The 14372-nt window shown below is 75.5% G+C and carries 10 protein-coding genes; 5 read left to right on the top strand and 5 right to left on the bottom strand.

Annotation, left to right across the window (positions count from 1 at the left end; all coding sequences use genetic code 11):
• Positions 1-157: 157 nt before the first annotated feature.
• Both ACIGO8_RS28925 and ACIGO8_RS28920 read right to left on the bottom strand, forming a co-directional pair.
• Complete coding sequence (locus tag ACIGO8_RS28925; protein WP_399736750.1) at positions 158-1462, bottom strand: SWF or SNF family helicase; 1305 nt, start codon at positions 1460-1462, stop codon at positions 158-160.
• A complete protein-coding gene (locus ACIGO8_RS28920) occupies positions 1459-4578 on the bottom strand; it encodes an SNF2-related protein (RefSeq protein WP_399736748.1) in 3120 nt (1039 codons plus the stop codon). Before ACIGO8_RS28920 ends, ACIGO8_RS28925 begins: the two co-directional genes overlap by 4 nt.
• A gap of 278 nt (positions 4579-4856) precedes the next feature.
• Here ACIGO8_RS28920 and ACIGO8_RS28915 point away from each other — a divergent pair, with 278 nt between their 5' ends.
• Positions 4857-5966: a fatty acid desaturase family protein gene (locus ACIGO8_RS28915; RefSeq protein WP_399736746.1), complete on the top strand. Its 1110-nt coding sequence runs from the start codon at positions 4857-4859 to the stop codon at positions 5964-5966.
• 50 nt (positions 5967-6016) lie between these two features.
• Positions 6017-6574: an MOSC domain-containing protein gene (locus ACIGO8_RS28910; RefSeq protein ID WP_399736744.1), complete on the top strand. Its 558-nt coding sequence runs from the start codon at positions 6017-6019 to the stop codon at positions 6572-6574.
• 101 nt (positions 6575-6675) lie between these two features.
• On the opposite strand, the gene ACIGO8_RS28905 is transcribed toward ACIGO8_RS28910, so the two are convergent.
• The 3 genes from ACIGO8_RS28905 to ACIGO8_RS28895 form a co-directional block, all read right to left on the bottom strand.
• Complete coding sequence (locus ACIGO8_RS28905) at positions 6676-8076, bottom strand: tannase/feruloyl esterase family alpha/beta hydrolase (RefSeq protein WP_399736742.1); 1401 nt, start codon at positions 8074-8076, stop codon at positions 6676-6678.
• A 114-nt stretch (positions 8077-8190) separates the two neighbouring features.
• Positions 8191-9057: a hypothetical protein gene (locus tag ACIGO8_RS28900; protein WP_399736740.1), complete on the bottom strand. Its 867-nt coding sequence runs from the start codon at positions 9055-9057 to the stop codon at positions 8191-8193.
• Between the two features lie 128 nt (positions 9058-9185).
• A complete protein-coding gene (locus tag ACIGO8_RS28895) occupies positions 9186-9788 on the bottom strand; it encodes a class I SAM-dependent methyltransferase (RefSeq protein ID WP_399736738.1) in 603 nt (200 codons plus the stop codon).
• Positions 9789-9981: 193 nt separating this feature from the next.
• Between ACIGO8_RS28895 and ACIGO8_RS28890 the strand changes: the two genes are divergently transcribed.
• The 3 genes from ACIGO8_RS28890 (at position 9982) to ACIGO8_RS28880 (ending at position 14343) form a co-directional block, all read left to right on the top strand.
• Positions 9982-10827 carry an MHYT domain-containing protein gene (locus ACIGO8_RS28890; protein WP_399736737.1) on the top strand — a complete coding sequence of 282 codons (846 nt, stop codon included), beginning with the start codon at positions 9982-9984 and terminating at the stop codon, positions 10825-10827.
• A 568-nt stretch (positions 10828-11395) separates the two neighbouring features.
• Complete coding sequence (locus ACIGO8_RS28885) at positions 11396-13912, top strand: nitrate- and nitrite sensing domain-containing protein (RefSeq protein WP_399736735.1); 2517 nt, start codon at positions 11396-11398, stop codon at positions 13910-13912.
• The gene (locus ACIGO8_RS28880; RefSeq protein ID WP_399736732.1) at positions 13909-14343 is read left to right on the top strand and encodes a roadblock/LC7 domain-containing protein; all 435 of its coding nucleotides are present in this window, start codon (positions 13909-13911) and stop codon (positions 14341-14343) included. Before ACIGO8_RS28885 ends, ACIGO8_RS28880 begins: the two co-directional genes overlap by 4 nt.
• Positions 14344-14372: the final 29 nt, after the last annotated feature.

Raw genomic sequence — 14372 nt, 5'->3', positions numbered from 1 at the left:
CGGGCAAGCGATGCCCGACGCCGGCCGCCCGCCCGTACGGCGGCCGGCGTGCCGGGCCGGGCGCGGTGCCGGCCTTCCGCCCGGTGGCCCGCTCCGGTGGCCGGCGGGACCTGGCGGGGGCGCGACGCGTGCGAGGGCCCGCCAGGTCCCGCCGGTCCTACGGCACCGCCGTCACCGTCCCCGTCACCGCCACTGCCAACGCCGCCGCCGGGTCGTGTTCCGGCGGGCCCGCCGGGCACCAGCGGCCGTGTTCCTCGCGGTACGGCCACCAGCGGCCGTCCTCGCCGAGGCGGAGCTGGGCCGTCGAGCCGGCGACCGTCCAGCGGGTCTGGCCGGCCGGCACCAGGGCCGGCCGTTCGTCGTCGTCCCAGGCCTCCGCCAGTCGGGTCTCGGCGCGCCGCAGCGCCTCCGGTCCCGGAGACCAGTCCTCCTCCAGCACGGCCAGGCCCGCGGGCCCGCCCAACCGCCAGGCCCGTACGGCGAGTTCGAGGCCGTCCCGGTCACGCCCGGAGCCCTCGGCGAGCCGTGCCGCGAGCCACGGCGCGGGAGACCCGGCGGCGAGCCGTACCGCGTCCTCGTTCGGTGTCAGCGGCGGCTCGTCGAAGGACGCCGCTCCCGACAGCAGCCGCTGGGCCCGGGCCGCCGCGTCGGCCGCCAGGAACTCCAGAGCGGCCGGATCGATCCCCGGTTCGGGCGCGGTCTCCGTGTCGAGCGACGGCGGCTCGCCGGGTGCGGCCGGCGCGGACGGCGGGCCGGGCAGCGGCGGCAGGATGTCCCGCGCCGCGAACGCCTCCGCCGCCGACACGCCGACGTGCCACCCGCTCCCGTCCGAGGCCGCCCCGTCCGACACCGCGCCGACCGGGTCCGACCCGCCGGCCGCCGCCCGCGCGCTGCGCTCCTGCAGCGCCTCGATCAGCGCCCGCTCGCCGCGGCCCCGCATCAGCAGCAGGACGAACGGATCCTCGTCGAGCAGCCGCGCCACCTGGTAGCACAGGGCCGCCGTGTGCGGACAGTGGTCCCAGGCCTCGCAGCCGCACTCCGGCTCCAGGTCGCCGATGCCCGGCAGCAGTTCGAGACCGGCCGCCGCCGCGTCCTCGACGAGGTGCGGCGGCATCTCGCGGTCGAGGAGGGCCGCGATGTGACCGGCGCTGTCCACCGCCAGGTCCACGAAGCCGTCCCACTCCTCGTCGGACAACTCCTGGAGCAGCACGTCGCTGCGATGCGTCGTGCCGTCCGGATCCCGCACCAGGGCCGTGATCCGGCCCGGCCGCACCGACACCGCGCCGACCGCCCCGGCCCGCGCGTGTTGCCGGCCCCGCTTCAGCTGCTGCCCGTCGAGCGCCGTGTCCTCCAGCGCCTTCAGCCACGCCCGGCCCCACCAGGTCCGGGCGAACGCCCCGCCCGCCACGGGCGGCAGCGCGGCGAACGTCCGTGCGTCGTCGTCCCGCATGTGCTCCGTCATCGTCCGTCCTCCCCGCGCAGGCGCACCAGTTCCGCCAGCTCCGCGTCGGTCAGTTCCGTCAGGGCGGCCTCGCCGGCGCCGCCGAGCACCGAGTCGGCCAGCGCCCGCTTGCGCCGCAGCATGTCGGCGATCCGGTCCTCGACCGTGCCCTCGGCGATCAGCCGGTGGACCTGCACGGGCTGCGTCTGCCCGATCCGGTACGCACGGTCGGTGGCCTGCGCCTCCACGGCCGGGTTCCACCAGCGGTCGAAGTGCACCACGTGCCCGGCGCGGGTCAGGTTGAGGCCCGTGCCCGCCGCCTTCAGGGACAGCAGGAAGACCGGCACCTCGCCCGCCTGGAAGCGGGCCACCATGGCCTCCCGCTCGGCGACCGGCGTGCCGCCGTGCAGGAACTGGCCGGCCACGCCGCGCGCCGCCAGATGCTCCTCGAGCAGCCGCGCCATCGCCACGTACTGCGTGAAGACGAGCACGCTCGCGCCCTCCGCGAGGATCGTGTCGAGAAGTTCGTCGAGCAGCTCCAGCTTGCCCGAACGGCCCGACAGGCGCGGCCGGCCGGTCTCCTTCAGATACTGCGCGGGATGGTTGCAGATCTGCTTGAGCGAGGTCAGCAGCCTGACCACCAGACCACGCCGCTCCATCCCGTCCGCCTCGGCGATCGCGGCCAGCGTCTCGCGCACCACCGCCTCGTACAGTCCGGCCTGCTCCTTGGTCAGCGCCACGGGGTGGTCGGTCTCCGTCTTCGGCGGCAGTTCGGGCGCGATGCCCGGGTCCGACTTGCGCCGGCGCAGCAGGAACGGCCGGACGAGCGCGGCGAGTCGCGCCGCCGCGGCCGGATCGCCGCCGCCCTCGACGGCGGACGCGTACCGGTTCCGGAACGCGCCGAGTCCGCCGAGCAGCCCCGGCGTCGTCCAGTCGAGGATCGCCCACAGCTCGGACAGGTTGTTCTCCACCGGCGTGCCGGACAGCGCGACCCGCGCCGTGCCGCCGATCGTGCGCAGGGCGCGCGCCGTCGCCGAGTACGGGTTCTTGACGTGCTGCGCTTCGTCCGCGACGACCAGGCCCCAGCGGTGGGCGGCGAGCCGCGGCGCGTCCAGGCGCATCGTGCCGTACGTGGTCAGGACGAAGCCGTCGTCGGCGAGTCCGTCCAGGCTGCGCGCCGCGCCGTGGAAGCGGCGCACCGGCGTGCCGGGCGCGAACCGCTCGATCTCGCGCTGCCAGTTGCCCATCAGCGAGGTGGGGCAGACCACCAGCGTGGGGCCGGCGGTGGTCTCGTCGCCCTGCCGGTGCAGATGGAGGGCGATGAGCGTGATCGTCTTGCCCAGGCCCATGTCGTCGGCCAGGCAGCCGCCGAGCCCGAGTGAGGTCATCCGGTGCAGCCAGCGCAGACCGCGCAGCTGGTAGTCGCGCAGCGTGGCGGCGAGCGCGGCGGGCTGAGCGATCGCCGTTTCCTCGCCGCCGCCTCCGTCCCCACGGGTGTCTGCGCCGCCGGTGTCGCCTTCGGGGTCGGCGAGCCGCGCCCGAAGGCGCTCCAGCCAGCCGGTGGCCTGCACCTCGACGGACCGGCCGCCGACCTCGGTGGTGCCGGTGAGCACGGCGCCGAGCGCGTCGACGGGCGTCAGCTTGTGCTCCTGGGACTCGCGGGCCAGCCGCAGTTCCTCGGGGTCGACGAGGACCCACTGGTCGCGCAGCCGCACGAGCGGCCGTCCTGCCTCGGCGAGCCGGTCGAGTTCCGCGCGCGTGAGTTCCTCGTCGCCGATCGCGAAGCGCCAGTGGAAGGCGAGCAGGGCGTCGGCGGAGAGGAACGACGGCAGGGCGTCGCCGCGGCCGCGGGCGGCGGCGGGCTCGTCGGACGGCCCGATCACGGCGCGCGCCGTGAGCCGGTGGCCGAGCTCGCGCGGCCAGTGCACGCGGACGCCGGTGGCGGCGAGGGCGCGGGCGGCCGGACCGAGGAGTTCGGCGATCTCCTCGTCGGCCAGCTCGACGGCGTCGGGCACGGCGGCGGTGAGCAGCGGAGACAGCGGCGGCCAGGCGCGGGCGGCGCGGCGCAGCGCGAGCAGCGCGTCCATCCGGGCCCGCGGCCCGAACGCGGCGCCCGCCGAGGCCGTTCCGGCCCACACCTCGGCCGCGTCCGCGACGAGCGCCGGGTCGGCCGCGGCGTGCATCTGCAGCACGGCACGGAAGGCGGGAACCTCCGGCCGGGGCGCGGCGGGGTCCGACGCGGCGAGGTCTGACGCTGCGAGCTCCGAGGAGGCGAGGTCCGAGGAGGCGAGGTCCGACGCGCCGAGCTCCGAGGAGGCGAGGTCCGCCGCGACGGGGCCTCCGGTGGTGAGGTCCGCCGCGACGGACTGCGGCTGCTCGGGGCCGGGCTCGCCACGACGTGGCTCGGTCTCGCTCGGCTCTACACGGCCCCGCTCGACGATCTCGACGCGCAGCGAGAGCCGTACGCCCGCGTCGTGTCCGGCCGCCACGTCCGCCGCCCAGGCCCGCTGGTGCGGCAGGGCCCGCGCGTCGTGGTGCTCGTCGGCGGCGAAGGCGGGCCCGCCGGCCGCGAGCGGAGCGGCCGGAGTGCGGGGCAGGACGTCGGCGACGGCGTCGGCGAACGCCCGCAGCAGCCCCTCGGGTTCGGGCAGCAGCAGGTCGCCGTCCGCACCCGGCTCCGACTCCGGCATCGGCAGCGGTACGGCGTGCGCCGACGGCGGCATGGCGGCGGCGAGGTCGCGCAGCGCGCCCAGGTCCTCGGGCCCGAGCGGCCCGGCCCGCCAGGCGTCGAGGTCGGTGGCGGTGAGCCCGGGCAGCAGCAGGCCCCGGGCGACCAGGTCGAGCGCGAACAGCGAGGCCGCGCCCCAGAAGGCGGCCGACGGGGTCGCGTCCGGCGCGAACCGCGCGCGGGTGAGGACGGGCAGAGCCTCTCGTACGGACAACAGGACCGCGGGTACGGTGCGCGGCCGGACGTCCTCGTCGACGACCGTCAGGTCGTCGACGGCGTCGGTGCCGAGGTCGGCATCGGGGGACCAGAAGGCGATCCGGCCGGTCCTTGGCGGATCGGCGGGGAGGAACAGGGCGGTACAGCGGGCGAGTTCGTCGGTGCGGAGGGAGGGCGACGGCGACGGCGACAACGCATTCCTCAAATTTGACTACTGGGTCGAGCGGCCGAGGGTACCCGAACCCTTCCTCGCCGCGCACGCGATCGGGGTGTGACGTGCGTCATGCCGCTCGCCGGAGGGTGGGGAAGACCCCACCACGGCACCCGGGGCGGCCCCCGACCCGGTCCGGGTGGTGACGCCATGGTCGCGGGCGATCGCCGGTCCGTACGTTTCTGGGAGCCGGCGCGGCCCGCGCGACGGCCTCTTCCACGGACACCTCCACGGACACTTCCACGGACCCGGAGACCGCCATGCCCCAGGCCGCCACGACGCTCGCCGCGCCGCCCTCCGCCGCGCACCGACCGCGCCCCACCCGCCGTCACGGCACGGGCGGGGCCAGCGAGTTCTCCCCGCTCCTGCGCACCGTCAAGGAACAGGGACTCCTCGCCCGCCGCGCAGGCTGGTACGCCCGCGACATCGCCGCCAACCTCCTCGGCCTCGCCGCCGTCTTCACCGCCCTCGCGCTCATCGGCCCGTCGTGGTGGGCGCTGCCCCTCGCCCTCCCGCTCGCCCTGTTCTCCGCCCGCGCCGCCTTCGTCGGCCACGACGCGGGCCACGCCCAGATCACCGACCGCCGCGGGCTCGGCCGGGTCATCCAGCTCGTCCACGCCAACCTGCTCCTCGGCATGAGCCGCGAGTGGTGGAACGACAAGCACAACCGCCACCACGCCAACCCGAACCACCTCGACAAGGACCCGGACGTCGCCGCCGACGTCCTCGTCTTCGCCGCCCACCAGACCGCCGACCGCACCGGCCTGCGCCGCTGGCTCACCCGCCACCAGGCCTGGCTGTTCTTCCCGCTGACCACGCTGGAGGGCATCGCCCTCAAGGTGTACGGAATCCAGGCCCTGCTCTCCCGCACCGGCCCCTACCGCACCCGCCGCGAACGCCTCACCGAAGGCGCCCTGCTCCTCGCCCACGTCGCCGGCTACGCGACCCTGCTCCTCACCCTGCTCCACCCGCTCCAGGCGCTCGTCTTCGCCCTGCTCCACCAGATGCTCCTCGGCGTCCACCTGGGCATGGCCTTCGCGCCCAACCACAAGGGCATGGAGATGCCCGACGCCCACCCGGACGGCGACTCCTGGGGCCATCTGCGCCGCCAGGTGCTGACGTCCCGCAACATCCGCGGCGGCGCCCTCACCGACTGGTTCCTCGGCGGGCTCAACTACCAGATCGAGCACCACCTCTTCCCCAGCATGCCGCGCCCGCACCTGCGCCTCGCCCAGGCCGCCGTACGCGCGCACTGCCGGACGGTCGGCATCCCGTACACGGAGACCGGCTTCGTCGACTCCTACCGTCAGGCGCTCGGCCACCTGCACGACGTCGGAGCACCGCTCCGGGCCGAGGAGGCCGTCGCGTAGGGTCGACAGGCGCGACACGCACGCACTTGGGAGAAGGGGAGCCCCACGTCATGAGCACCGCCACCGGGACCGGCACCGTCACGACGGTCAGCAGCAACGGCGTCTACTCGTTCACCAAGCCCAACCGGGAGAGCATCACGCTCCTGGCGGGCCTGGGCGTGGAGGGCGACGTGCACGCCGGCGTCACCGTCAAGCACCGCTCCCGGGTCGCGAAGGACCCGACCGTCCCGAACCTGCGCCAGGTCCACCTCATCCACGCCGAGCTGTTCGACGACGTGGCGGGTGTCGGCTTCGAGGTGGCTCCCGGCGACCTGGGCGAGAACATCACGACCCGCGGCATCGACCTGCTCGGCCTGCCCACCGGCACCCGGCTGCACCTCGGCGCCGAGGCCGTCGTGGAGGTCACCGGACTGCGCAACCCGTGCGCGCAGATCGACAACTTCCGGCACGGGCTGCTCAAGCAGGTCCTCGGCCGCGACGAGAACGGCCGGATCGTCCGCAAGGCGGGCATCATGTCGGTCGTCCTGACCGGCGGGGAGGTGCGGCCCGGCGACGCGATCCGCGTCGAACTGCCGGCGCCGCCGCACCGCGCGCTCGAAATGGTCTGACCTCGCGACCGGACCGCGCGACCGGACCGCGCGGCGGGGCTCCGCGCCGGGACCGCACCCCAGGACCGCCCGACCGCTCCGGCCCGTCCGGGCTCCGGTCCCTACGAGCGCTGATCCAGCGCGCAGGAGTTGACCACGTCACCGCCCGCCGGCCGCGCGATCACCCGGTCCGCGGGCGGCGCCACACCGGCCTCCACCCACCGCGTCAGCGCCGTGAACGCCGAGCGGTAGCAGGGCAGGATCGGCCGCAGCCGGTCCGGGAAGGTGTCGTACAGACCGTCGGTGTGGGTGCCGTCCTGGACCGTGTAGAAGCGGTGCAGGCCGCCCCGTCCGCGGCCGTCGACCATCCGCGCGTAGACGTCCGAGTCGGTGGCGATCGGCAGCAGCGTGTCCAGGTCGCCGTGCAGCGTGATCAGCGGCTTGCCGATCCGTCCCGTCAGCGCCACCTTCGCGACCGCCCGTCGCACCGCCGCGGGCCGGGAGGCGTAGTCGTACGCGGCGTCCGACGCGCACGGCGCGAGGATCTGCTCCAGGCTCGAACCGGCCGTCGCACCCGGGCAGCCGGAGTCGTACGTCGGGTCGAACTCGGCCCGGAAGATCTTCTGCGTCAGTCCCCAGTAGGCCTTGTCGTGGTACGGCCACAGGAAGCGCGAGCCGGGCGCGAAGCCGGCGCCGATCAGGTCCTCGTCCGTGGCCGTGCCGAAGTGACGGGCGACGGTGACGGGCAGGCTGGTGAGCAGGTTGGGGCCGCGGGTGGTCCACAGCACGCCCTCCCAGTCCACCCCGCCGTCGTACAGCTCGGGCCGGTTCTCCAGTTGCCAGCGGGTCAGATAGCCGGCGTTGGAGATGCCGGTCATGTACGTGCGCCGCGGCGCCGTGCCGTACCGCTGCCGCACGGCCTTCTTCGCGGCCCTGGTCAGCTCGGTCACCCGGCGGTTCCACTCGGCGACGGCGTCACCGGGCTCGCGCCCGTCGGTGAAGAAGTCCGGTCCCGTGTTGCCCTTGTCGGTCGCCGCGTACGCGTAGCCCTGGGCCAGGACCTGGTCGGAGATGAGGGCGTCCGTCGCGTACTGGCGGCGGGTGCCGGGCGCACCGGTGACGACCAGACCGCCGTTCCAGCGGTCGGGCAGCCGGATCACGAACTGGGCGTCGTGAGCCCAGCCGTGCGTGGCGTTGAGCCGCGAGTCGTCCGGGAAGTAGCCGTCGATCTGGACGCCCGGGACGCCGGACGGGTTGACCGTGCCCTTGGCGGAGAGTCCCGCCTGGTCCGCCATGTCGGTGTACGGCGTCCCGGCGAGCCCCGCCGTCGTCAGATCGGCCCGACACGCGGTCTCCTGGTGCTCGGCCCCGGGCACCGCGAGCCGGTCCTGGCGCGCGCAGTGACCTGACTCCCGCGGCCCGGCGCCCGAGGCCGGCGCGGCGGGACCGAGGACGGTGAGACCCGTCAGGAGTGCGGCGAACGCCGAGAACAGCGGAACGCCTCGGGACAGGGGCACGCGCATGGAGGGCCTCCGGTGGGACGACGGTACGGATGCGCAGGCATCCTGTGCCGCGCCCCGGCCGGCGGGCCATGGGCTCGCACCACACCTCCTCGGTCCGCGAGGTGTGGGACACGCTCAGCTCGGCCGTACCGCCATCGCCTCCAGCGCCTCCAGGAGCGCCGGGAGTTTCGGGCCGCGCGTCACCGGCAGCACCTCGTTCGGCTCGTCGTCGAGGAGCACGAACGCCATGTCGTCGGTCCGCGCCACCAGGGACCAGCCGGGACCGTCGGCCCGCAGCATCCGGGCCTCGCCGCCGGCGAAGCTGGACCGCACGCGCCCGACGGGCGGCGCCTGCGTCACGTACGAGCCCAGCTCGTCGAGCGCGCGCCGGACACCGATGTGCGGTGCGGCGGTCACGCCGCCGCCCGCCCGGGCGCCGTCCTCGACCGGGGCCGCGCCGTCCGCCCCGGCGCGGTCCGTCCCGGCGCCGGCGTCGTCGTCGCCGACGCGGGCCCGCCACGCGCTCCACTGCAGCGCCACCATGTCCGCGCCGAGGCGCCGCTGGGCCGGGCCCCACCGCGTGCCGTCCGGCGGGGCGAGCGGCGCGAGGTCGCCTTCCTCCGGAACCGGGTCGTGAGGCGCCGGCAGGCCGGGCGCGGCCGTGGCGACGGCGAGCGGCCAGCCGGGCAGAGCGGACACCACGGACCGCTCGTCGGGCGACAGGTCGTACTCCATGCCGCAGTCCCAGGAGGCGATGGCGACCGCGACGAGGGACACGTCGTCGACGATCACGGTCCAGCGCGCCCCGGTGCCGTCCTGGCCGAGCACGAGCCCGTAGCCCTCCGCGTACGGCTCGAGCCCCAGCGCCGCGCACGACGCCGGGTAGTCGTCGCCGAGCACACTGGGGAACTGCGCGGGCGTGAGCAGCGCCGCCGTCAGCACGTACAGCGCGTCGCCGTCGTCGTCGGACGCGCCGATCGAGGCGGGTTCCGGTTCGCCCACGTCAGCCTCCCCTTCTGGTCGTCGTTCTCGCCGTCCTTCTGGCCGTCGGCGCACCCTAACCAGTGAGTAACGCGCACGTCGAGAGTCTCCGCACGGTGACCTGAGCCTCTTCCGGAACCCGGGTCGGGTCAGTCCGTACGGCGCACGGCCAGCGCCAGGAAGCGGTGGTCCTCGTCCGTGTATGCGGTCAGCTCCCACCCGGAGCCGGCGAGCAGGGGCCGGAGGCGGGGCTCGGCCCGGAGGTCGTCGTCGGTGATCCGGCGGCCGTGGCGGGCGGCGAGTGCGGCGCGTCCGATCGGATGGAACAGCGCGAGCCGGCCGCCGGGCCGTACCACCCGGGCGAGTTCGGCGAGGTCCCGGGCCGGATCGGCGAGGTGCGAGACGAGCCCCGCCCCGAAGACGGCGTCGAGCGCGCCGTCGCGCAGCGGCAGCCGCGCCACGTCCGCGAGGACCGGCGTGCCGTCCTGGTCGCGGCCCTCCTTCACCACCTGGGCGAGCATCTCCGGCGTCAGGTCCACGCCGAGCACCGTGCCCGTCGGCCCGACCGCGGCGCGCAGCGGCGGCAGCGCGCGGCCCGTGCCGCAGCCGGCGTCGAGCACGGCGTCGCCGGGGCGCAGGCCGAGATCGGCGACGGCGGCGGCGTAGGCGGGTCCGTCGTCGGGGAACCGGGAGTCCCAGCCGGCGGCGCGGACGCCGAAGAACTCGCGTACGTGTGCGGGGTCATCGCTCATGCGCCCATGATCCCTCACGCGAGGATCACCCACAGGTGTGAGTTTCCCGCGTCGCGTTCCCTCGACCGAGTGAGCGATCTGCGCACCCGTTCGAGTCCGTCGCGATCGTTCAGGAACATCTCTGTGTCATATTCCATCAGCTTTCGAAATGCGCCCCTGGTGCGCCCCCGACGGCGCCTAGCGTCCCGGGGTCATGGGACACCTGGACCACGCCACCTACGGCTGGCTGACACCCGTGCTGTCGTACGCGATGGCCTGCGTCGGCGCCGCCCTCGGACTGCGCTGCACCGTACGCGCCCTCGACGCGACCGGCCGCTCGCGCCGCAACTGGCTGCTCACCGCCGCCTCCGCCATCGGCACCGGCATCTGGACCATGCACTTCGTCGCGATGCTCGGCTTCGGCGTCACCGGCACCGACATCCGTTACGACGTACCGCTCACCCTGCTCAGCCTGCTCGTCGCCATGACCGTGGTGGGCGTCGGCGTCTTCGCCGTCGGACACGGCCGCGACCGGGTCCGATCGCTCCTGATCGGCGGCCTGACCACGGGCCTCGGCGTGGCGAGCATGCACTACATGGGCATGGCCGCGCTGCGGCTGCACGGTCAGGTGCGCTACGACCCGGCACTCGTCGCGCTCTCCGTCGTCATCGCGGTCGTGGCCGCCACCGCGGCGCTGTGGGCGGCGCTCAACATCCACGCGCCGGCGGCCGTGGCCCTCGCCTCCCTGGTCATGGGCGCGGCGGTCAGCAGCATGCACTACACGGGGATGTTCGCCGTACGGGTCCAGGTCGCGCCGTCCCCGGCCGACCTGCCCGGCGCCACCGTCATGCAGTTCATCTTCCCGCTCGCCGTCGGGCTCGGCTCCTACCTCTTCATCACCTCGGCCTTCGTCGCCCTCTCGCCGACGGCGAGCGAACGCGCCGCCTACGCGTCCGCCGAGCGGCTGACCGAACCGGACGAACGCGCCGTGGACGTGGCACCCGCCGGCCTGCGACCGACGGCCCCGCCGCCCGGGAGCCGGCAGCTGCGGAACCCGTGAGCCGCGACGAGGCGCGGACAGCGAGACAGGCGCGGACACCGCGACAACCGCGGACACAGGCACCGAGGCAGGCAGCGACGCGGGCAGCGACGTCGGCACAAGCAGGCGCACCGCGCGCACGGCGGACAAGGCACCAGGAACGAGGAACGAGGAGGCCATGCGAACTCCCCGCAGGACCCCGGACGGAGCGTCCGGATCGGCCGGCCCGGCCAGATCCGCCGGACGGAACGGACCGGACGGACCGGGCACCCGCGAGGGGCGCGAAGCACCGAACGGGCCGGACGGCTCCCACGCACCGAACGGGCCGGACGCACCGAACGGGCCGGCCTCCGTGAACTCCGCAGCGCCACACCCGGCGTCCCGCGGACGCCGCGCCCACGCAGGACCGCCCGCCGACGAGACGGCGCCGGGCGACGACGTACGGACGCCTGAGGACGAGCCGGCGACCGTCGCACCCGCGCGAGGATCCGACCGGGCTGCCGGGCGGGCGTCAGGTCCGGAGCGGGTCCAGGGCCGGCGCCGAGGACTTCGGCCACGGACCGTCCGCGCGAAGATCGTCTCGCTGCTCATGGTCCCGGTTGTCTCGCTGCTCGCCCTCTGGGGCTTCGCCACCGTCACCACCGCCCAGGACGTCGCCCGGCTCCGCCATCTCGAAGCCGTGGACACCGGCGTACGGCAGCCGGTCGCCCTCGCCGTCGCCGCCCTCCAGGACGAGCGCCGCGCCGCCGTCCGCCAGGCCGCGGCGCCCGGCGGCGGGCGCGCCGCCGAGCTGAAGGACCGCGCCAGGGCCACCGACGCCGCCGTGGCCCGGCTCCGCCTCGACGACCGGCACACGGTCGGCGACGGCGGCGGTCTGAGCGCCGACGTCTCCGGTCGCGTCGCCGCCTTCGTCGTCAGCGTCGAGGGCCTGAGCCGGCTGCGCACCGCGGCGGCCGACGGGCACGCCGACGCGGACCGGGTCTACGACGCGTACACCGCGGCCGTCACCGCCGGTTTCGCCGTCGGGGGCGCCCTCGCCGCCGACGAGGACACCGGCGGCGGCGCCGAGGCCCGCGTCCTGCTGGAGCTCGCCCGCGCCGGCGAGATGCTCGCCCGCGAGGACGCGCTCCTGAGCGCCGCCCATCTCACCGGCCGCCTCGACGCCGACCGGCTCCGGGAGTTCGGCGGGGCCGTCGCGGCCCGCCGTACGCTCATCGCGGCCGCGACCGCCGACCTGCCCGCGGCCCAGCGCACCGCCTGGCGCGACCTCGCCGGGCGGCCCGCCTTCCTCCAGCTCGCCGCCGCGGAGGACCGGGTGAGCGCCGCCGAGCCCGGCCGGCGCGCCGCCCAGGCCGTCACCTCCGGCGACTGGGAGGCCGCGCACGCCGCCGTACGCGACGGTGCCCGCGACGTCGAGAAGGCCGCCCGCGCCCGGGCGGCGGAGCGCTACGACCCGTTCGGCGGAGGCGTGTTCAGCGCCGGCGGCGCGGCCGTGCTGCTCGGCCTGAGCGCCGTCGTCGCCTCCCTCGTCATCTCCGTACGGATCGGCCGCGGGCTCGTCGTCGAACTCGTCAGCCTCCGCAACACCGCCCTGGAGATCGCCCGCCGCAAACTTCCCGCCGCCATGCGCCGACTGCGCGCCGGTGAGGAGATCGACGTCCGCGCCGAGGCGCCGCCGGGACCCGCGCCCCAGGACGAGATCGGCCAGGTCGGCGAGGCGCTCACGACCGTGCACCGCGCCGCGCTCTACGCCGCCGTCGAACGCGCCGAGCTCGCCAGCGGCATCTCCGGAGTCTTCGTCAATCTGGCCCGGCGCAGCCAGGTCCTGGTGCACCGCCAGCTCAACCTGCTCGACAGCATGGAACGGCGCGCCGACGACCCGAACGAGCTCGGCGACCTCTTCCGGCTCGACCACCTCACCACCCGCATGCGGCGGCACGCCGAGAGCCTCATCATCCTCTCGGGCGCCGCACCCGGCCGCGCCTGGCGCACGCCCGTGCCCCTGACGAACGTCGTCCGCGCCGCCGTCTCCGAAATCGAGGACTACGCGCGCGTGGAGGTGCGCCAACTGCCCGAGACGGCCGTCGTCGGCGGCGCCGTCGCCGACCTCACCCACCTGCTCGCCGAACTCATCGAGAACGCGGCCCAGTTCTCACCGCCGCACACCAAGGTACGGGTGAGCGGGGAACCCGTCGGCAACGGCTACGCCCTGGAGATCGAGGACCGGGGCCTGGGCATGGGCCGGGAGAGCCTGGCGGAGGCGAACGCCCGTATCGCCCAGTCCGAGGCCCTGGACCTCTTCGACAGCGACCGGCTCGGGCTGTTCGTCGTCAGCCGCCTCTCCTCGCGGCACGACATCAAGGTGCATCTGCGCACCTCGCCCTACGGCGGCACCACCGCCGTCGTCCTGCTGCCCACCGACCTGCTGCAGAGCGCCCTCCCACCCGGGCGTGGCGCGCCGCCGCCGTCCCCGCCGGGATCCACGTCGACGTCGGCACCCGCGTCGGCGCGGTCGTCGGCGCCGTCCTCGGACACGCCAGGCGCCGATGTGACCCGCGCCTTCGGTCCCGTCGCCGTGGCCGGGCACGAGCCCGAGGCGCCCGGCCGCCTGCGTGCGACGGCCGGCCACGGCGGCGAGGCCGGCCCGTCCGCCGGTCCTTCGTCCGCGGGCACGCCGCAACCGGCGGGCCCGGCCCGGGCCTCCGCCCTCGCCCCGCGGCCCGAGCAGGAACCCGCCCGGCCTCCTGCCGCCGTCACGGCGCTGCGCGTACCGCGCGGGTCCTCCCGTTCCGGCGACGACGCCGCCCCCGACCCGGGCGAGGACACGAGTGCGGACCTGCCGCGACGGGTGCGACAGGCCAGCCTCGTGCCGCAGCTGCGGGAGGCGCCCGCGCCGCCGCCCGGCCCGTACGGCGTACCCGCGAGCGCCGCGCCCGACCCCGACGGGCGGACTCCCGAGCAGGTACGGGACCGCATGACCGCCTACCGCGACGGCTGGCGGCGCGGCGGCGGCCCCGCTCCGGGCACCCCGACCGCCACCAGGCGCCCTCTCGGCACCGGACACCCCGCCCATGGCAGTGAAGGCAGTGAAGGAGACGACGCATGATCGACCACGAAAGGGTTTCCCACCACCGCTCGGGCGAACTCGACTGGCTGCTCGACGACCTCGTCATGCGCGTCCGCGAGGTCCGGCACACGGTGGTGCTCTCCAACGACGGGCTCGCCGTCGGCGCGTCCAGCGGGCTCAGCAGGGAGGACGCCGAGCACCTGGCGGCGATCGCGTCCGGCTTCCACAGCCTCGCCAAGGGCGCCGGACGTCAGTTCCACACCGGTGGCGTGCGCCAGACGATGGTCGAGATGGACGACGGCTTCCTCTTCGTCGCCGCCGCCGGTGACGGCTCCTGCCTGGCGGTGCTCAGCGCCGCCAACGCCGACATCGGCCTCATCGCGTACGAGATGGCCCGCCTGGTGAAGCGGGTCGGCGAGCACCTGTACACCCCGCCGCGGCTGACGGTGCCTCCGCCGGCCGCCGGCTGACCCGTCCAGTCCCGGAGACTCCCATGAAC

This window comes from Streptomyces sp. NPDC053493 (genome assembly GCF_044544825.1).
GTDB lineage: Bacteria > Actinomycetota > Actinomycetes > Streptomycetales > Streptomycetaceae > Streptomyces.
Note: the sequence above shows the minus strand (reverse complement) of the source record. Positions and strands in the feature narration are given on the sequence as shown.